20 protein-coding genes are annotated in these 17542 nt (G+C 58.8%); 6 read left to right on the plus strand and 14 right to left on the minus strand.

The features are described 5' to 3' along the window. Positions 1-70: 70 nt before the first annotated feature. The 4 genes from ACM6I0_RS00865 to ACM6I0_RS00880 form a co-directional block, all read right to left on the minus strand. On the minus strand, positions 71-793 hold the full coding sequence (locus tag ACM6I0_RS00865) for a TylF/MycF/NovP-related O-methyltransferase (protein WP_007946102.1): 723 nt from the start codon (positions 791-793) through the stop codon (positions 71-73). Then, positions 790-1656, minus strand: coding sequence for a hypothetical protein (locus ACM6I0_RS00870; RefSeq protein WP_414921269.1), 867 nt, complete (start codon positions 1654-1656; stop codon positions 790-792). The genes ACM6I0_RS00865 and ACM6I0_RS00870 overlap by 4 nt, the downstream gene beginning before the upstream one ends. Before the next feature lie 185 nt (positions 1657-1841). Beyond that, on the minus strand, positions 1842-3458 hold the full coding sequence (locus ACM6I0_RS00875; protein ID WP_414921270.1) for an inorganic phosphate transporter: 1617 nt from the start codon (positions 3456-3458) through the stop codon (positions 1842-1844). A 224-nt stretch (positions 3459-3682) separates the two neighbouring features. Further along, positions 3683-4705, minus strand: coding sequence for a transporter (locus ACM6I0_RS00880; protein ID WP_285433780.1), 1023 nt, complete (start codon positions 4703-4705; stop codon positions 3683-3685). Positions 4706-4977: 272 nt separating this feature from the next. On the opposite strand from ACM6I0_RS00880, the gene ACM6I0_RS00885 reads away from it, so the two are divergent. Together ACM6I0_RS00885 and ACM6I0_RS00890 are read left to right on the plus strand one after the other, a co-directional pair. Further along, complete coding sequence (locus tag ACM6I0_RS00885; RefSeq protein ID WP_285433782.1) at positions 4978-6600, plus strand: methyl-accepting chemotaxis protein; 1623 nt, start codon at positions 4978-4980, stop codon at positions 6598-6600. Positions 6601-6711: 111 nt separating this feature from the next. Continuing rightward, complete coding sequence (locus tag ACM6I0_RS00890) at positions 6712-7149, plus strand: hypothetical protein (RefSeq protein ID WP_414921271.1); 438 nt, start codon at positions 6712-6714, stop codon at positions 7147-7149. 89 nt (positions 7150-7238) lie between these two features. Here the strand turns inward: ACM6I0_RS00890 and ACM6I0_RS00895 are convergent, their stop codons facing one another. Together ACM6I0_RS00895 and ACM6I0_RS00900 are read right to left on the minus strand one after the other, a co-directional pair. Continuing rightward, on the minus strand, positions 7239-7544 hold the full coding sequence (locus tag ACM6I0_RS00895) for a PepSY domain-containing protein (protein ID WP_285433785.1): 306 nt from the start codon (positions 7542-7544) through the stop codon (positions 7239-7241). Between the two features lie 164 nt (positions 7545-7708). Further along, positions 7709-8836, minus strand: coding sequence for a glycerophosphodiester phosphodiesterase (locus ACM6I0_RS00900; RefSeq protein ID WP_285433786.1), 1128 nt, complete (start codon positions 8834-8836; stop codon positions 7709-7711). Positions 8837-9072: 236 nt separating this feature from the next. Between ACM6I0_RS00900 and ACM6I0_RS00905 the strand changes: the two genes are divergently transcribed. Beyond that, positions 9073-9399: a DUF2025 family protein gene (locus ACM6I0_RS00905; RefSeq protein WP_414921272.1), complete on the plus strand. Its 327-nt coding sequence runs from the start codon at positions 9073-9075 to the stop codon at positions 9397-9399. A 128-nt stretch (positions 9400-9527) separates the two neighbouring features. Here ACM6I0_RS00905 and ACM6I0_RS00910 read toward each other — a convergent pair whose 3' ends face one another. Together ACM6I0_RS00910 and ACM6I0_RS00915 are read right to left on the minus strand one after the other, a co-directional pair. Next, on the minus strand, positions 9528-9851 hold the full coding sequence (locus ACM6I0_RS00910; protein ID WP_414921273.1) for an antibiotic biosynthesis monooxygenase family protein: 324 nt from the start codon (positions 9849-9851) through the stop codon (positions 9528-9530). Next, a complete protein-coding gene (locus ACM6I0_RS00915; RefSeq protein ID WP_414921274.1) occupies positions 9848-10555 on the minus strand; it encodes a CTP synthase in 708 nt (235 codons plus the stop codon). Before ACM6I0_RS00915 ends, ACM6I0_RS00910 begins: the two co-directional genes overlap by 4 nt. Positions 10556-10571: 16 nt before the next feature. On the opposite strand from ACM6I0_RS00915, the gene ACM6I0_RS00920 reads away from it, so the two are divergent. Further along, positions 10572-11513, plus strand: a complete 942-nt coding sequence (locus tag ACM6I0_RS00920) for a LysR family transcriptional regulator (RefSeq protein ID WP_414921294.1) — start codon at positions 10572-10574, stop codon at positions 11511-11513. Positions 11514-11520: 7 nt separating this feature from the next. On the opposite strand, the gene ACM6I0_RS00925 is transcribed toward ACM6I0_RS00920, so the two are convergent. Together ACM6I0_RS00925 and ACM6I0_RS00930 are read right to left on the minus strand one after the other, a co-directional pair. Next, positions 11521-12060, minus strand: coding sequence for a DUF1003 domain-containing protein (locus tag ACM6I0_RS00925; protein WP_222588096.1), 540 nt, complete (start codon positions 12058-12060; stop codon positions 11521-11523). A 141-nt stretch (positions 12061-12201) separates the two neighbouring features. Continuing rightward, on the minus strand, positions 12202-12810 hold the full coding sequence (locus ACM6I0_RS00930; RefSeq protein ID WP_285433793.1) for a TetR/AcrR family transcriptional regulator: 609 nt from the start codon (positions 12808-12810) through the stop codon (positions 12202-12204). A 214-nt stretch (positions 12811-13024) separates the two neighbouring features. On the opposite strand from ACM6I0_RS00930, the gene ACM6I0_RS00935 reads away from it, so the two are divergent. Next, entirely contained in the window at positions 13025-14086 is a 1062-nt protein-coding gene (locus ACM6I0_RS00935; protein ID WP_285433795.1) for an MBL fold metallo-hydrolase, read from the plus strand. Here ACM6I0_RS00935 and ACM6I0_RS00940 read toward each other — a convergent pair. From ACM6I0_RS00940 to ACM6I0_RS00950, 3 genes are all read right to left on the minus strand, one after another. Continuing rightward, the gene (locus ACM6I0_RS00940; protein WP_285433797.1) at positions 14074-14346 is read right to left on the minus strand and encodes an XRE family transcriptional regulator; all 273 of its coding nucleotides are present in this window, start codon (positions 14344-14346) and stop codon (positions 14074-14076) included. The genes ACM6I0_RS00935 and ACM6I0_RS00940 overlap by 13 nt on opposite strands. An 11-nt stretch (positions 14347-14357) precedes the next feature. Next, a complete protein-coding gene (locus tag ACM6I0_RS00945) occupies positions 14358-14675 on the minus strand; it encodes an XRE family transcriptional regulator (RefSeq protein WP_285433798.1) in 318 nt (105 codons plus the stop codon). A gap of 93 nt (positions 14676-14768) precedes the next feature. After that, positions 14769-15536, minus strand: coding sequence for an AraC family transcriptional regulator (locus ACM6I0_RS00950; RefSeq protein ID WP_414921275.1), 768 nt, complete (start codon positions 15534-15536; stop codon positions 14769-14771). A gap of 112 nt (positions 15537-15648) precedes the next feature. Between ACM6I0_RS00950 and ACM6I0_RS00955 the strand changes: the two genes are divergently transcribed. Further along, the gene (locus ACM6I0_RS00955; RefSeq protein WP_414921276.1) at positions 15649-16464 is read left to right on the plus strand and encodes a sulfite exporter TauE/SafE family protein; all 816 of its coding nucleotides are present in this window, start codon (positions 15649-15651) and stop codon (positions 16462-16464) included. 6 nt (positions 16465-16470) lie between these two features. On the opposite strand, the gene ACM6I0_RS00960 is transcribed toward ACM6I0_RS00955, so the two are convergent. Further along, positions 16471-17460 carry a hypothetical protein gene (locus ACM6I0_RS00960; RefSeq protein WP_414921277.1) on the minus strand — a complete coding sequence of 330 codons (990 nt, stop codon included), beginning with the start codon at positions 17458-17460 and terminating at the stop codon, positions 16471-16473. Positions 17461-17542: the final 82 nt, after the last annotated feature.

The raw sequence follows: 17542 nt of genomic DNA on the forward strand, positions 1-17542 counted from the left end.
GTTGAATGTGAGTCCGTCTTCGCGAGCAAGCCCGCTCCCACAGGTTTTGTTTCAGCTTCCAGTTTGATGGTTAAACGTGGAAGTAGCCTACGCAACTATCAAACGGCAGACGCTTGAGCTCGATCTTGTTCAGGTCCAGCACTTCGCGCAGGGCTTTGGTTTCGCCCGGGAAGTTTCGGTAAGCCACTTCGTCCAGTACCACGATCGCGCCTTTTGGCATGTACGGCAGGAAGGTTTCCAGCGCGACCTTGGTCGATTCGTACAGGTCGGTGTCGAGGATCAGCATGGCCACGACCAGGTCCGGGCGGGTCTTGACCCATTCCGGCACGGTTTTGACGATGTCGCCTTTGACCAGTTCGCAACGCGGGATACGGTTGACCGGGCGCAACAGGTCGTTGGCGTCGATCATGTCCTGGATCAGCGACTGGTCGGTGTCGGAGAACATGGTCTCGTTGACGTCGGCCGGGTCTTCTTTCTTGTCGATGCTCTGGAAGCCTTCGAACGTGTCGAAGCCAATGATCGAGCGGTTGATCGCGTACGGTTCAAGAATCATCGACAAGTGCATGTACAGCATCAGCGAGTTGCCCTTGTACACGCCGCACTCGATGATCGCGCCCGGTACTTCTGCGACTTTCTTGAACAGCTCCATGCGCGACAGCGCAGCGGTCACGCCGATGCGGTTGGCGAAGACGAACGGCGCGTCGGCCACGTACTCGGCATCGACCCGTTTGAGAACGTTGGCACGGGTTTCGTTGTACTGGGCCTCTGCGGGCGTGATGCGACGCTTGGTCATTGCTGGATTCCTTGGAAATTCGAAAAGTCGTGGGCGTGGAAATAATCTTTGAAACCGGCGCCGACATCAGGGCAAGCGCTGTCGACGTTGATCGCGCCGCGCTTGTGCTTGAGGTCGTCGAGGTGCATCAGGCGGAAATCCACGCTGAAGCGGGTTTGATTGGTGTGGTTGGCGACCGTGCCGTGCAGGTGCGAACCAGAGAAAATCAGCATCTCGCCAGTGTTGCCGGCAATGCGCACTTCGGACGCGGTGTTGATGTCTTCCAGCGGCACCGGGTGCACGCGGACTTCCTCCTTGAGGTTGTCCTTGGCCTTGTGCCGCTGGTTGCTGATCCAGTCGTTGAGGCTCCATTGGCTGGAGGTGTTCTTCACCGGCACGTCGAAGTAGCCGGGGTTGATCATCATGGTCTGGTCGGGGCGAATGGTGTGCACCGGCATCCAGGTGTTGATCTGGCAATCGACGCTGCCGTACCACGTGTCGCGATGCGGTTTGTAGGCATAGCTGACACCGGCGTGCAGGTAGTCATAGTTGGGCACCACGCGAATGCGCGGCACGTCGAAGATGTATTCGCGCGGATCGACGCCGATCTCGTCGATAAACGCCAGGATCAGGTCCTTGGCGCGCTGGCTGTTGGTGAACTGGCCTTTGAGGCGCGTCACCAGGACCACGAATTCTTCCACCGGCATCAGCGTGTGCAGCGCCTGGTGATTAGTCTCGCCGTCGAAAGCGGCGGTGATGCTTTCCTGAGCGAACGCACACAACTCTTTGGCCGCGCGCAGCTGGGTGTTCAGGAAGATGTCGCCGGCGTAGATGGCTTCTTTGAAGTCAGCTTTTTGCTGAAGCTGATTGATGTACAGATTCACGATTCCACTCCTGAATGCATCGAGTCTCTTAAGAGTCGGCCACACGTTAGCAAACTGAAGAGCAATCAGGCTGGCGGCGGATCAATAAAAGCGAAAAGCGCTGAATCTTCGACGAAATGCATTGTCGGGACAAAAAAAATCCCTGTGGGAACAGGTTTGCCTGCTCCCACAGGGAGGTGTGTTGACTAGAAAATCTGGGTAAACAACCAATACAAACTGCCCGACAACAGAATCGCTGCCGGCAAGGTCAACACCCAGGCCATCAGCAGGTTGCGGATGGTCTTCATCTGCAAGCCGCCGCCATTGGCGACCATGCTCCCCGCCACGCCCGAAGACAGCACATGGGTGGTCGACACCGGCAACCCGAACATGTCCGCCGCGCCAATGGTCAGCATCGCCACGGTTTCCGCCGAGGCGCCCTGGGCGTAGGTCAGGTGGGTCTTGCCGATCTTCTCGCCGACCGTCACCACGATGCGTTTCCAGCCGACCATGGTGCCCAGTCCCAGCGCAATCGCCACGGCGATCTTCACCCACAGCGGAATGAAGCGCGTCGAGTTGTCGATCTGCTGCTTGAACAGTTGCAGTTTGCCGCTGGTGTCGGCGTCGAAGTTGCCGACCTTGTTCTTGTCCATCAGGCGAATGGTTTCGCTGGTCAGGTACATGTCGTTACGCACGTTGCCCACGGCCTCGGCCGGTACTTTGGACAGCGAGCCATAACCCTTGACCTGTGCGCCGATGCTGCCCGTGAGGGCGGCGAGGGCCGGAATCAGTTGTGGCGTGGCTTCCTTGCTGCGCACGTATTCGGACAGCACCGGACGTGGATCGGTCGGGGCCGGCAGCGGCGCGGCTTTCACCAGTGCTTGCTGGGTTACTTCGGCGACGGCGGCGAACTGCAGCGCCTGGTCGGCCGGCATGGTGCGGTTCAACGCATACGCCATCGGCAACGTGCCGACCAGAATCAACATGATCAGCCCCATGCCTTTCTGGCCGTCGTTGGAGCCGTGGGCGAACGAAACGCCGGTGCAGGTCACAATCAACATGCCGCGAATCCACCTCGGCGGCGGTGTGTTGCCGACCGGTGCCTTGTACAGCGAGCGATTTTTAACAAACGCACGCAGCGCCAGCAGCAACAGGGCGGCAAAGCCGAAACCGACCAGCGGTGACAACAGCAACGCGTAACCGATCTTGGTCGCCTGCGCCCAGTCCACGCCACTGGTGCCGTCATGGCCATGCATCAGGGCGTTGGCGACGCCGACGCCGATGATCGAACCGATCAAGGTGTGCGAAGAGGAGGCCGGCAAACCCAGCCACCAGGTGCCGAGGTTCCACAGGATCGCCGCGATCAACAGGGCGAAGATCATCGCGAAACCGGCGGCCGAACCGACTTGCAGAATCAGCTCCACGGGCAGCAGCGCGATGATGCCGAATGCCACCGCGCCACTCGAAAGCAGTACGCCCAGGAAGTTGAAGAACCCGGACCAGGCCACCGCCAGATTGGGTGGCATCGAGTTGGTGTAAATCACCGTGGCAACGGCGTTGGCGGTGTCGTGGAAACCGTTGACGAACTCAAAGCCCAGGGCGATCAGGAGCGCCACACCCAACAGCAGAAACGGCGTCCAGGTGGTGACCACCGTGCCGAGTTCGCTCATGTCGTGCATCAGGCTGTAAGCAGTGAACAACAGTCCGCTGGCCAACAAACCGAAGAAGATCACGAGGGTCAACAGGCTAGGCTTTTTGTCGAATTGCGGCTTGGCGCTTCTGGCGGCCGCTTTCGTCTGGGCAGTGAGGGAAGGCGTTGCCATGACGGACAGTCCTGGGGAGGGAAGGAGTGTCGCCCATGATCGTTGCTGAATGTTACAGAGGAGTTGCGTTAGGTCAGGTTTTGGTTTTTTAAGGGCGGAATGATCGTTCCCACGCTCCGCGTGGGAATGCCGCCCGGGACGCTCCGCGTCCCTTCCCGGATGTGACGCGGAGCGTCAATGGATGCATTCCCACGCGGAGCGTGGGAACGATCACGTGTGGAGGGTCAATAATCCTGACGCTTGCGAAACGCCCAGCGCCCGGCAATCAGGGTAAACGTCGCCACCAGCGCCACCAGAATCCAGAACCCCTCGGGATCCCCCGAAAGCGGCACTCCGCCCACGTTCATCCCGAAGAAACCGGCAATGATGTTGATCGGCAGCGCCAGCACCGTGACCACCGTCAGGGTGAACAGCGTGCGGTTGCTCTGCTCATTGAGGTTGGCCGCGATCTCTTCCTGCAACAGCTTGATCCGTTCACCCAGCGCCGTGAGGTCGTTGATGATCAGCGCAAACTCCTCGGTGGACTTGCGCAGCTCCTTCACGTCCTCTTTCTGCAACCACTGCGGCGGCCGGTTGAGCAGGCGCAACAACGACCCAGGCTCGAGCGCCAACAACCGCTGCAAACGCACCAGCACCCGGCGATTGGCGCCCAGCTCGGCACGGTTGGTCGACAGCCGCGAGGACAACAACTCATCCTCAATCTGATCGACGCTGAGGCTGGTCTTGCGCACGATCTGCGTCAGCACTTCACCTTGATCGCGCAGCAAATGCACCAGCAACTCCAGCGGCGAGCGAAAGCGTTCGCCGGCTTTCACCGAAGAGCGCAGCTTGTCCACCGAGTGCAGCGGTTGCAGGCGCGCGCTGATGATCAATCGACTGCGGGCACAGACCCAGAGTGTCGAGACATCCGACGACACCATGCTTGAGAGGTTGAACACCACGTCGTTGACCACCGCCAGCAACGCCGAATCGACATGCTCAATGCGCGTCGACCGCGAGCCTTCATGCAGCGCTTCGAAAAACTCTTCTGGCAGTTCCAGATGGCTTTTCATCCAGCGCTCGCAGGCGGCATGCGCGAGGTTGAGGTGCAGCCAGAGGAATTCGTCGCTGTCCTCCGGTTGTTGCAAGCATTGCAGCGCCTTGGCCGAATCGATCTCGCGACCGCGCTCGCCCGGGCGAAAACTGAAACCGTAGAGCAGACCGAACAGGTCCGTGTCGCGATGGGTTTGGTCGATGCTGTGGTTCATGAGGGCTCGCAAGGGGAGGCGCCTGCCGCGGGTTTTACAGGTTCACTTGGGCCGCATCATCGCAAGGCGCGATGACATTTTTGTGACAAAAAAATAGCCGTAAACGAACCCTTACCGGTGGTCGGATTTATCTCAAGACCCGCTCTGGTACGCCGATCACCCTAACGTTAATGTGCGCGGCCCTGGCCACGAGCCAACGTTGCAGACAGGGATGTCCGAATGCCTTTCACGCTTTGTTCGGCGTGTTCCACCCCTGTCGTGAGTATCACTCGATGCTGCAAAAATCCCTGAGAGCACAAATTCTCGCCTTGTTGAGCGGTAGCCTGTTGGCGATGTTGTTGATCGCTCTGGCCTGCTTCCATTTCCTGTCCAGCGGTGTTCAGAGCTACGCCAATCTGATTGACGGGCCGCTGCATACCTCGCAATTGATTGATGAGGCCAACCTGCAATTCAAGGTGCAGGTTCAGGAATGGAAAAACGTTCTGCTGCGCGGCAAGCAACCGGCGGACCTGGACAAATACTGGAAGCAATTCGAAGACCGCCAGCGTGATGTGCAGGGCATCCTTGGCGAACTGGCCGGGCAGAAGGGTATCGACTCGCAACTCAAGACTCGCATCGAACGCCTGCGTGACGAACACCGTCTGTTGGGCGCTTCCTACCAGAAGGGCCGTGATGCCTACGTGGCGGCGGGTGCCGACCCAGTCGCTGGCGATACGGCGGTCAAAGGTGTCGACCGCGCAACCAGCGATCAGATGAGCGAACTGGTCAGTGAATTGCGCAAGCAGGGTGGCGAGCAATCGAAGCTGATCAGTGCCGGCGCCGAGCGCACGGTGTTGCTGGGAATCATCGTGATGCTCGCCTCGGGCTTGCTGATTGGCCTGTTGAGCCTGTGGCTGGTCAACCGCAATCTGGTTGAACCGATTCGCAAGCTGATCGAATACGTCGCGCAACTCAGCCAGGGAAAATTTGCCGATCGCGTGGCCAGCACCCGTCAGGATGAACTGGGCAAGTTGGCGATCGCCGCCAACACCCTGCGCGATTTCCTCGCCGAAACCTTCAGCCGCTTGCAGCGCAGCGCCAAGGACCTGGACAGCGCCAGCGGTGAACTTAACGCCATCGCCAGCCTCATGGCCAGCGGCACCAACGATCAGTTCAACCGCACCGATCAAGTGGCCACGGCGATGAACGAAATGTCCGCCACCGCCCAGGAAGTCGCCCGTCATGCCGCCGATGCGGCACGTGCTGCCGACGATGCCGACCAGTCCGCTCAGCATGGCGAAAAAGTCATGCAGGGCACCATTCACACCATCACCCGGATGCGCGGCGAAATCGCCAATACCGCCACGGTCATTCGCCAACTGGAAACCGACAGCGGGCGGATCGGCAAGGTATTGGAAGTGATTCGCGGCATCGCCGAGCAAACCAACCTGCTGGCGCTCAACGCGGCGATCGAAGCGGCACGAGCCGGTGAAGCCGGGCGTGGTTTCGCGGTGGTCGCCGATGAAGTGCGCAGCCTGGCCCAGCGCACGGCGGCATCGATCATCGAGATCAACCAGATCATTCAAACCGTACAAACTGGCGCAGTCGATGCGGCCCAGGCTATTGAAAGTGGTCAGTCGCGCAGTGAAGAAAGCGTCGAGCAAGTGACCCAGGCCGGCGCCATGCTGGAGCGCATCACCCATGCCGTGGAAGCCATTCGCGACATGAACCGTCAGATCGCCACCGCGGCTGAAGAGCAAACTTCGGTGGCCGAAGACATCTCACGCAACCTCACCGAAATCACCAGCATCGCCAGCACCAACATGAACAACGTGCAGCGCACTGAAGCGGCCAGCCACAATCTGCACGGCTTGTCGGGGCAGTTGAATGAAGTGACATCGCGGCTGAGCGCCTAACGGCAAAGGCTGTGTACCGGTTTGCTTACCGAGTCGGTACACAGTCGATCTCAAGTCCGCTAGATGGATGTCGATGACGGGATAACCCTGAACCCTTATAGGATCAATCCCATGGTCAGCATCAGCTCCGTCTCGATCAATCAAACCCTTTCCACGCCCACCAGCAAAACCACGATCAGTGACAAGACTGACGACACTTCCACCACGGCAACCGGCACTGCGTCTACCGACAGCACCAAGGTGGCTGCCGGTGGCGCGCCGGCGTCAAGTGGCAGCAGCTCCAGCAGCAGCGAAGAATCCGATTCGGTGAAAGCCCTGCGCAAGCAGATTGCCGAGCTGCAAAAGCAATTGCAGGAGGAACAGCAGCGACTGCAAGCCGCTCAGGCCAAGCAGGAAAGTGCTGACGCCAAAGCGGCTGACGTGGCGGCGGCGCAGTCGCAGATTGCAACCACCTCGGGCTCATTGCAGACGGCGACGGCGGCGCTGTTGCAGGCGTTGCAGCAATCCAGTTCCAGCACATCGGGTTCGTTGGTCAGTACCACGGCTTGATGCTCGAAGGCTGAACGTCATGCCCTTCATCAGGGGCTGAATGCAAAAAAGCCGCACGATCCGAAGATCGTGCGGCTTTGTTTTGTGCATCAGGTGTCTTGTTTGTTGCTCAGGACTTTGCCGGTGGCGGCGTCGAAGTCCACATCGAATTCTTTGCCATCAGCGGTTTTCAGTTCCACTTCGTATTCGTAGCCATTGAAGTGGTTGTCCAGGTCGGTGTCGGTAATGGTCGCACCCGGGTGCAGTTTCAGCGCGGCCTGGTTCATGTCTTCCAGTGGCTTGATCTTGCCGCTCTTGACCAGTTCAGGGATCTGGTCGACGCGGACATCTGCATGGGCCAGGCCAGCGGTGAATGTCAGGGCGGCGGCAGTGAACAGGGCGGTCAGGGTTTTCATGAAGTTCTTTCCTTGGGTGATCCGTTTAAGTGGGATCAGGCTAACCAAGGCAACTTAACTCACCCTTAATTTACACCGACATCGTTGGCGAGCTCACGCCCACAGGGCCACATGAACCCTGTGGGAGCGTGGCTTGCCCGCGATGGGCGCACCTCGGTTCTGGATCAATAACCGTTGTTCTGCAACAACTGCGCGACCGTCCCCGCCGCAGGACGCTTGTAGAACTTCAGCAGCTCACTGGCGCGGTTGGTGAAGATGCCATCGACACCTGCGTCCATGACTTTCTGGTAATCAACCGCATCGTCGATGGTGTAGACATGCACCAACAAACCCTGGTCGTGGGTGTACTGGTTCATCCACGGTTGCACCAGGTCGGAGTAGCTCTGATCGCCACCCTTGGTCAGCGCGGCCGAAGGGCCAGTGCCGATTGCGCCCTGGGCCTTGGCGTAGTCGATCCATTGCTGGAATTCGGCTTTGTTCTTCGGTTGTTGCTTGGCGTAGTAGGTCGCCTTGTCCTTGTCGCCGGACTCGGCAAACGTCACCTTGGATTTGGGCTCGATGCTGCCTTCGCCGACCCACAGCAACAGGATCTTGGGTACTTGCGGCATTTCTTTTTGCAGCAGTTCCAGGCTGCTCTTCTCGAAGGTTTGCAGCACGACTTTGCCTTTGCCCTGGCCGACCCCCAACTCGCTTTTGGCCAGTTTCGAACCCGCCGGACTCAACCAGCCACGGTCCTGGAGTTTTTCCTTGAGGTCATGCTCGATGCCAGGGAATTGCTTGGGCTCCTTGGTCTCGATGTACAGACCAGGCTTGTGCAGCGGATTGCCTTGAGCGATGTCGATGATTTCGTCGAGGGTCAGAATCTTCAGGCCGGCGAAGGAAGGACGGGCACGATCCGGGTAGGCGGTGTTGAACCAGCTGCCGGCATCCAGGGTTTTCAGTTCGGCGATGGTGAACGCATTGGCCGGGCTGTCCTTGCGCTCCGGGAATTTGTTCGCGACGTCGGTGGTGCGTTGCAGGTTGTTGTCGTGCAGGGCAAACAGCACGCCGTCCTTGCTGCGTTGCAGGTCCATTTCCAGGTAGTCGGCACCCAGGTCGCGGGCCAGTTTGTAGGATGCGGCGGTGGATTCCGGTGCATCGAACGACGCGCCGCGGTGGGCAATGACGGCCGGGTGAGGGATGCCCAGACGGGTCGCCAGCGCAGTCGGGCCTGGCTCGCTGGCAGCCTGTGCCTGGCCGAGGCCGAGCAGTACGCTCAGCAGCAGGGCGCTTTTAGTGAAGGTAACAGGCATGGTCGAATTCCTTTCGCGATGTATTTTCAAAGACGTACCTTTTAACAACTGAGCGCCGCTTACGCTATCGCCAGACCGACATAAACGTATTTAAGGCAGATTTTTCCAGCGCTTTTGTGCGCTTCTTTGCAGTACCCTTGGCGTCGGCAGTTTCCCCGGCAGAGGGAAATCCGATTGCTTTCCTTGCGTGTAAACCATCAATCACCGGTCGTTAACGACCTTTTTGTGAGGTTTATATGCGCATCACTTCCGAACTCATCTGTCAGGCCGCCGACCAACTCAAAGGCTTCGTCGGCCTCAATCGCAAGACCGGCCACTACATTGTGCGTTTCAGCGAAGACTCCTTCGGGATGGACGTCGCCGATGACGGCATCATTCCTGTCAGCGAGTTTGTCTGGGCACCGGGACCGGAGCAGGCCATGACCCTCAAGCGTGAGCTGATCCAGCTGTTGCTGGACCAGAATATCGATGACCGGATCAACATCTCCGAGCCGTTGCGGGTGTACATGAGTCGGCGGGAAGTGCCGGAGATTGCGGCGATTCGGAGTCTTGTGCGGGGCTGATGTTGGTGTAGTGGTTGTTTGGGCCCCATCGCGAGCAAGCTCGCTCCCACACTGGTTTTTGTGAACGACACATAACCCCTGTGGGAGCGAGCTTGCTCGCGATGGCGGCCAGAAGGGCAGCGCAACTCTTACAGCGTAAAGCGATAATCACGCTCAACCTTGCACACTCGCGTATGACTCGCCGAATACCACGTCGAGCGCCCACGCTCGCGAATCTCACTGTGCTCGGGATGATGCTTCCACGCCAGAATTGCCGCTTCACTGGCCCAGTAGGACACCGTAATCCCCAAGCCATCCTCGCCCCGAGCCGATTCCACACCCAGAAACCCAGGTTGCTGACGGGCCAGTTCCACCATGCGCTCGGCGGCCTCGGCGTAACCTTGGTCACCCTCGGTGCGCAGCGAGGTAAAAATCACCGCGTAATAAGGTGTTGCCGGTGTCGGGGCGATCATGATTTCTGTCTCGCGCAGGCTTCAATCAATGCGCGCACCAGCGGTGGTGGCGTGCCCTTGAGCGCTGCGCGTTCAGGCTGGAACAGCGTGGCGACGAAAAACGGGTGACCCTGGAGTTCCACCGCCCGCAAGTCGCCGGCTGAATCATGGCCAACGGCGTGCAGCTGTTGGGTCAATAACTCACTTTCGAACTGCGGATTAACCCCGTAGCGGCAGCGATATCCTTCGATGATTTCAGCGCTTTCGTACGCTTTGGCGATCAACGAGCCTTCAACCAGATGAATACTGTCCACGGCCTCAACCAGTGAACAGGTCAATGGCGTGAGTAACGCGCGCGCTGCGTCGGGATGGGTTTCGCCATGTTCGGCGTCTTTCCAGCCCAACACGTTTCGGGCGAACTCAAGCACCGCATGTTGAAACCCACCACAGGTGCCAAGGAACGGGCGCCGCTGTTCACGGGCAAAACGGATCGCCCGCAACGCGCTGTCCATGTCGCGATAAGGGCTGCCGGGCACGCACCAGACACCGTCGAACGCTTCCAGCGGCGCGTCAGTGTTCAAGTGGTCGGTGGCCATCCATTCGAATTGAACGTCCAGATTCAGCTGTTCGGCCGCCATGCCGAGGGCCACGGGAATGGCTTGATGGGCGGTGATCTGTGGGTCGTAGTCTCCGATCAGGGCGATGCGGATTGCGCTGGTTTCCATGAGTGATTCCCCGGGGTTGTTGATTCCTGATGCCCACTATAGATTGGCGTTCACGCAATCAATATTGGCGTTATCCCAAGTGATCAATGCACCCACGCACTATCGGCTGGACTATCCCGACCTGGCCCTGATCCTCGCCCTGGTGCGTGGCGGTTCTCTGGCAAGGGCTTCAGCGCTGTTGAAGGTCGATGTGTCGACGGTGTTTCGCGCCGTTCGCCGACTGGAAGCCGCATTGGGCCAGCAACTGTTCGAAAAAAGCCGCGCCGGTTACCTGCCGACCACGTTGGCGCAATCCCTGGCCGAGCAAGCGGAACGCGCCGAACAAGCGCTGGACGCCGCGCGCATTGGCGTGGAGCAGGGCGGTGAAGTCATCAGCGGCACCGTGCGCCTGACCTGCACCGATTCGGTTCTACAAGGTTTGCTGTTGCCGGCGCTGGCGCAGTTCATGCCGTCCTACCCGGCGCTTACCCTCGAATTGAGCACCTCAAACGACTTTGCCAACCTGAGCCGTCGTGATGCTGACATTGCCTTGCGCCTGACTCGCACACCGCCCGAGCATCTGGTCGGTCGACGTCTGGCGGATATTTCCTATCGGGTTTGCGCCAGCGCGGCGTATCTGCAATCGGTCGATGCGCACGACCTGGCTTTGCTGACCTGGATCGCGCCGGATGACTTTCTTCCCGACCATCCCACCGTGGCGTGGCGGCGTCAGCAGTTCCCCGGCGTGACGCCCGGTTATCGCTGCAACAGCATGCTGTCGGTCACCGAACTGGTGCGCGCCGGACTGGGCGTCGCAGCGTTGCCGGATTTTTTGATCGGCGACCAACTGCAACCACTGACCGGCCCTTTGCACGGATACGACACCGCGCTCTGGTTGCTGACCCGTCCGGATTGCCGAGCGTTGCGCTCGGTGGTGACGTTGTTTGATGAATTGGGGCGGGCGCTTCGATTGCCTTGACCGGTTGTTAAGTCTTCGACTGATCGTGGTTCAACACGTGTTGATGCACTTCCGAGGTCAGGCTTTCGATGCGTTCGGTCAGGCTCTTGGTCATTTCCGTCAACCGGGTGTTTTGTTCGAGCAATTCCATCAGTTGCGCGGTGTTCTTCGCCGCTTGTGCCTGACGTTCGCTATTGGCCACCGCGAGGGATTCCCGGTGCAAGGCGTCCGCGTCGGACTGGGCTTTGTCCCGCGCTGCCTGACGGGTCTGGGCCAGCAGAATCAGGGGGGCGGCATACGCTGCTTGCAGGCTGAACGCCAGGTTGAGCAGGATGAACGGATAGACGTCGAAGTGGGTCACGCCAAAAACGTTAAGGCATATCCAGAGCGCCACGATCAACGTCTGGGCGCCCAGAAAGGTCGGCGTACCGAAGAACCGCGCAAACGCCTCGGCGCGCAAGGCAAACTTGTCAGTGCCGAACGTAGGTTCCAGGTGCGCGTGAGGGCGGTGAAAGCGCAGGTGATCGACGGGAGCCGCGGCAGTGGTGTCTTTAGGCTTGGTGGTCATGATGCTCTCTGCGTGATGCTGGGAATTAGCATCACTATAAGCCCTCACGCCAGTTTCATTCTGAAACACATTTTAGTGTTTATTTTCAGAGTGACCTGTACGGGGTTGCTCGGCAGAACGTGTCATTTGTTGCACCCGGATTCAGCACTGGTAGCAGGCCAGGAACATATCCAGCGCCGACTCCACCACGGTGTTCTGCATCTCCTCCGCCAGCGGAGGTAGTCCCATGGAAATCTGCGGCCAGAACGCAAAGGACTTGAGCATTCCCTGGATCTGCTGCGCGGCAAATTGTGGGTCGACCTGTTTCAGGCGACCGTCGGCCTGAGCGGCGCGAATCCACACCGTCAGCCCTTCTTCACGCTCGCCCATTCGCTCGACCATGTTCTGTGCGCGCTCGGGCGAATGAATGGTGGCAGCAATCGCAACTCGCGCCAGGTCGAGAAAATTGTTATCGCCCAGCATCTGCAACTTTGCCTTGAGCATCAGGCGCATTTGCTCGCGCAGTGGCTGATCGTGGCGGTAGGCGGTTTCCTGCTCATCCGTCACCCGCGCCCACAATTGATTGAGGATTTCGGCGAACAACTCTTCCTTGCTCGGAAAGTGGTTGTACACCGTGCGCTTCGACACACCGGCAGTGGCGGCAATCTTGTCCATGCTGGTGATGTCGAAACCATTGGCACGGAATTCGGCAATCGCCGCCTGAATGATGGCTTCGCGTTTACGGTCGGTGAGTCGCTGTGGAGCTGTCATAAGTACGCTTCGGCAGGAGGCAATGGAGAATTACACTTGGTAGTTTACTTGTGAACGGGTTTGATGCAACCTTGAAACTACACTGTGCAGTGTAATGTTTTGTTAATCCTGCACCGTCAAAAATAGCGTCTCCGGCTGATGCGTGCGTGCCTTGGCCATTTATCGTCCCACCGTGGGAAACCGCCATTTGCGGTTTTTCTGGAGTCATTCAGTCATGGCCACTTCAATGTCCTCAACGGAAAATGCTACCCCCACACCTGAAGCGTCCCGTCAGGTAGAAGGACTCTTTCGCAACCATTCACCCGTGCAGCGTGAAGGCTTTCGCAAGATGTTGCGCATCATGTGGAAAATGATCTTCCACAAACCGAGCGACACCCGCCCGACGGCACCCGTTCCGGTGCAAGCCTTGACGCAAGCCGCGTTGATTGCTGCTCCCAACCACAGCGTTTACCGACTCGGTCATTCCACCGTGCTGCTGAAGTTGCGGGACAAGTTCTGGATCACCGACCCGGTCTTCGCCGAGCGTGCCTCGCCGGTGCAGTGGGCTGGCCCGAAGCGTTTCCACCAGCCGCCGATCAGCCTGGAACAATTGCCACCGATTGAAGCGGTGATCCTGTCCCACGATCACTACGACCACCTCGACTATGAAGCGGTGCTCAAACTGGCGGACAAGGCCAACTACTTCCTGACACCGCTGGGCGTGGGCGACACGTTGATCAAGTGGGGCATCGACGCCAGCAAAGTGCGCCAACTGGATTGGTGGCAGGGCACCGAAGTCGATGGCATGCAGTTCATTGCCACGCCGTCGCAACACTTTTCCGGCCGGGGCCTGTTCGATGGCAACAGCACGCTCTGGGCCTCGTGGGTCATGATCGACGGCGATACGCGGATCTTCTTCAGCGGCGACAGTGGTTATTTCGACGGCTTCAAACGCATCGGCGAACAGCACGGCCCGTTCGACCTGACCCTCATGGAAACCGGTGCCTACAACGTCGAGTGGCCGCACGTGCACATGCAGCCCGAGCAAACCCTGCAAGCGCACATCGACCTTAAAGGGCGTTGGTTACTGCCGATTCACAACGGCACGTTCGACCTGTCGATGCATGCCTGGTATGAACCCTTCGACCGGATACTCGCGTTGGCCTGGGAGCGCAATGTGTCGATCACCACCCCGCAAATGGGCGAGGCGTTCAACGTCATGTACCCGCAGCGGGGGAGCGCCTGGTGGTCGGGCGTGGAAGAAGAAATTGAGCAGATCGCCGCTCAGAACGCTTGATCCTCTGCCGTCGGGCCGCGCACTTTGGCGCGGCCCACGATCTTCGCCACCGTCAGATCGCTAACGTGACCGTCGAGAATTTCATCCAGCTCCGACGACAACAGCCCAAGCCTTTTCGCCGCTTCAGCCTTATCCAGCTGACCAGTATCGAGGAGCATCCCGACCTTCATCAGGCATTCGGCCTTGGCCCTCATCTCGCCCCCATCGGCATCCCCCGAAGACGGATGACCGCGTCGGTTGTATTCATCGAATCCATTCATCAGCTGACACCTCACTCGACCATCGCATAGTCCGCCCGACCCACCGGATCAGGCGTCGACCCTCGCACATTCATCCCTCGACCCGGCGCAAAGCCGGGGAAAAACACCAGACCTTCCGATTCAAACCGATACGCCAACGCCAGCCGCGTGACATCCAGCACATCGCGCTCGGCCTCAAATCGTTGAATGGCGTCCACGGAGACAGCGGATTCCTGCGAAAGCTCTTCCACACTCCAACCCAGCATCGCTCGGGCCTGGGCACAGTGGGCCGGGGTGAATTGGAAAAGGGCGATACGTTCCAGGGTGATTTTCATCGCAAGAGAGGCCATGGTGTTCTCCGGGCTCGAGAGTGCTAATCCAAAAAGTACTGTGATTTTGTACAGTTGTTTTGCGCCCGGATCAAACTCAATTTTTGATTTTTGCTATTTCGTGGCCTCCATCCAGACGGACGGTGCCTGTCCCAACACGCGGCGAAACATGGTCGAGAATGCCCCGGGGCTGTCATAACCGAAGTCCAGGGCTATGCGCGTCACGGGGTCGCCCGCCGCTAACCGGGCCAGGGCCAGTATCACGCAGGCCCGCTGCCGCCATTGGCTGAAGCTCAGCTCAGTCTGTTGGCGAAACAGCCGATTGAACGTGCGCAGACTGACGTGCAATTGATCAGCCCATTGCTGCGGCGATTGATGAGCATCAGGGCGCTGCAAGAAGCCTTGGCACAACTCCAGCAACCGCGCATCGACCGGTAGAGGAATATGCAGCGGCAAGTGTGTACTGCGCGCCAGCTCATGCAGCAACAAGTCGATCAGCACGCCATCGCGCCCGGCCTCGTCATACGCCAGCGGGATCTCCACCGCCTCCATCAATAAGTGCCGCATCAACGGCGACACACTGATGACCTGGCAACGAGCCCCCAGATCAACCACACCCGGTTCGATGTACACACTGCGCGTGCTCACCCCCAGCATCATGACCTCATGCGCCACACCCGCCGGAATCCACACCGCCCGTTGCGGCGGCACTACCCAATTGCCGTCGTGCGTGCTGACCTGCATCACGCCCGTTGCTCCGTAGAGGAGTTGTGCCCGTCGATGTGTATGACGAGGCAACAAATGCCAGTGGGAATAGTCGGTGCCGATGGCCACCACGGGCCGGGGTGTTTCATCCAGCAGATCAATTGAAACGTTGCGCATCTAACGGCTTCCGGCAGTTGGCGTAAACGCGAACATTATTGGCTGACTTGCTGAAGCCGGCCAAGACACTTCGCTCTATCGTCTAGCGCTCTCAATCAATGGACGACGCGTGATGTTTTATCTATTGCTGGCATTTTTCGGCTGCATGACCGGCATCACAGCCGTGCTGTTCGGCTTCGGCGGCGGCTTCGTTGTGGTGCCATTGTTGTACCGCTTGTTAACCACCAGCCACGGAAGCGATGACCCGATCGGCCAATCGGCGATGCACATCGCCGTGGCGACTTCGACCTGCGTGATGATCGTCAACGCACTGATCGCCACCCGAAAACACCACCGCGCGGGTAATCTCATTCGCCATTACCTGTGGCCGTTGGGTGGCTTCATCGGTTTGGGCGCGACGGTCGGCGCCGTGGCCGCGACGTGGGTCAGTGGCGAACTGATTCGTTACGCCTTCATCGCCTACCTAGCCGTGACCATCGCGGACTGCGTGTTCAGACGCGGGTTTCTGACAGCGTCCGACACTGCAATTCCACGGCGATTGGGAAGGGCAGAACAGTCTGGCGGCGGCGTAGGAATCGGCATGATTGCCACGTTTCTTGGCGTCGGCGGCAGCGTCATGACCGTGCCACTGTTGCGGCGATGCGGGTTGAGCATGAGTCACGCGACGTCCATGGCCAATCCGCTAAGCCTGCCGGTAGCGCTCGCCGGCACAGCGACTTACATGGCAATGGCGGCGTTCACCGAGTTTGATCTGGGCACGTGGTTTGTGGGTTATGTGGATCTGCTGGCGTTTGCGGTTTTGACGATGGGGTCGTTGGTGGGGATTCGATTGGCTGCGCCGTGGATCGGGCGGATACCGGATCAGGTTCATGCGCGGGTTTATATTGGGTTGCTGGTGCTGGTGATGGTCAGCATGTACCAGCATTGAATGCAGTTACTTCGCCTCCAATCCCGGCGCTTCCCGAATAATGAAGTGATCCAGGTTCTCGATATTCGCACTGAACACCCCGAACGTCTGGTCGGGGTTTTTCTTGCTCGGCACCTGCTTCAACTCCGGCGTCACACCATAAAAGAAGCAATACAACTCGGCCTCGCTGTCGATGGCGTGCTTGATCTCTTCTAGGAAGGCTTTGCGTTTGCGGTAGTTCTCGATCAACTTCTTGCTCAAGTAAACGTTCACCGAATAAGGCTTCTTCTTCGCCTCGTCCGCCTGCTTGAACCAGACCTTCTGCTCGAAATCGATACGAAAGCTTTGGGTGTAATCCTTGATCTCCTTGATCTTGCCCCAGTAAATCAGCCCCTTGTTATCCAGCAAATACTCGATCTTCTTGAAGAACGACCCATAAGGCGCCGTGTGCTCGCCAATCTTCAGCGGCATGCGCTTGAGCAACTCCTTGTCCCCGAAGTTCGACACAAAACACTCCACCGGATGGGCGAAGACACTGGTTTTGTCCGGCGCTGTTTCATGGCTTGGGTGTTCTGTGTTGCTAGCCACAGCGGTTGGCTTCGGATCGTCCCGCACCACATCCGTAGCCTCCGCCGGGTTCGACGGCTTACGCACATACTGACGCCGAGTCAGCAACAACTCCGACGGGAAATGCTCCTCGCGACTGTCATCCGTTTCCGCACCGTCCGCATCCACTCCAGACGCCGACGCCTTGAGACTGACATAAGGACAATCCGCCACATGCCGCGTGCTGGGCGTGTTCTTGAAGTGCGGGGTGCGAACGTAATTCACGTTTTTGGCGTTGAACGTGGTCAGCACATTCAACCCATCGAACGCTGCCCTGCATGCGTCATTGGGGCATTGGAAGTGTTCCTTCGCGGAATCGAACTCCATCGTCTCGTCGAAATTCAAATCGCGCACGTCATAGATCGACAACTTGTCGTCGAGGCTGAGGCAGTAGGCGAGGTCGAATTTCATGAGTGTTCTGGCTCTTCGTGGGATCGTTTTTATAGTCGCTAGGATCTCCTTCTGCACAGCTTTTTCGCTAATCCGACCTACT

Origin of the sequence: Pseudomonas sp. IT-P294 (assembly GCF_949767865.1) — a bacterium.
In the GTDB taxonomy this organism is placed as follows: domain Bacteria; phylum Pseudomonadota; class Gammaproteobacteria; order Pseudomonadales; family Pseudomonadaceae; genus Aquipseudomonas.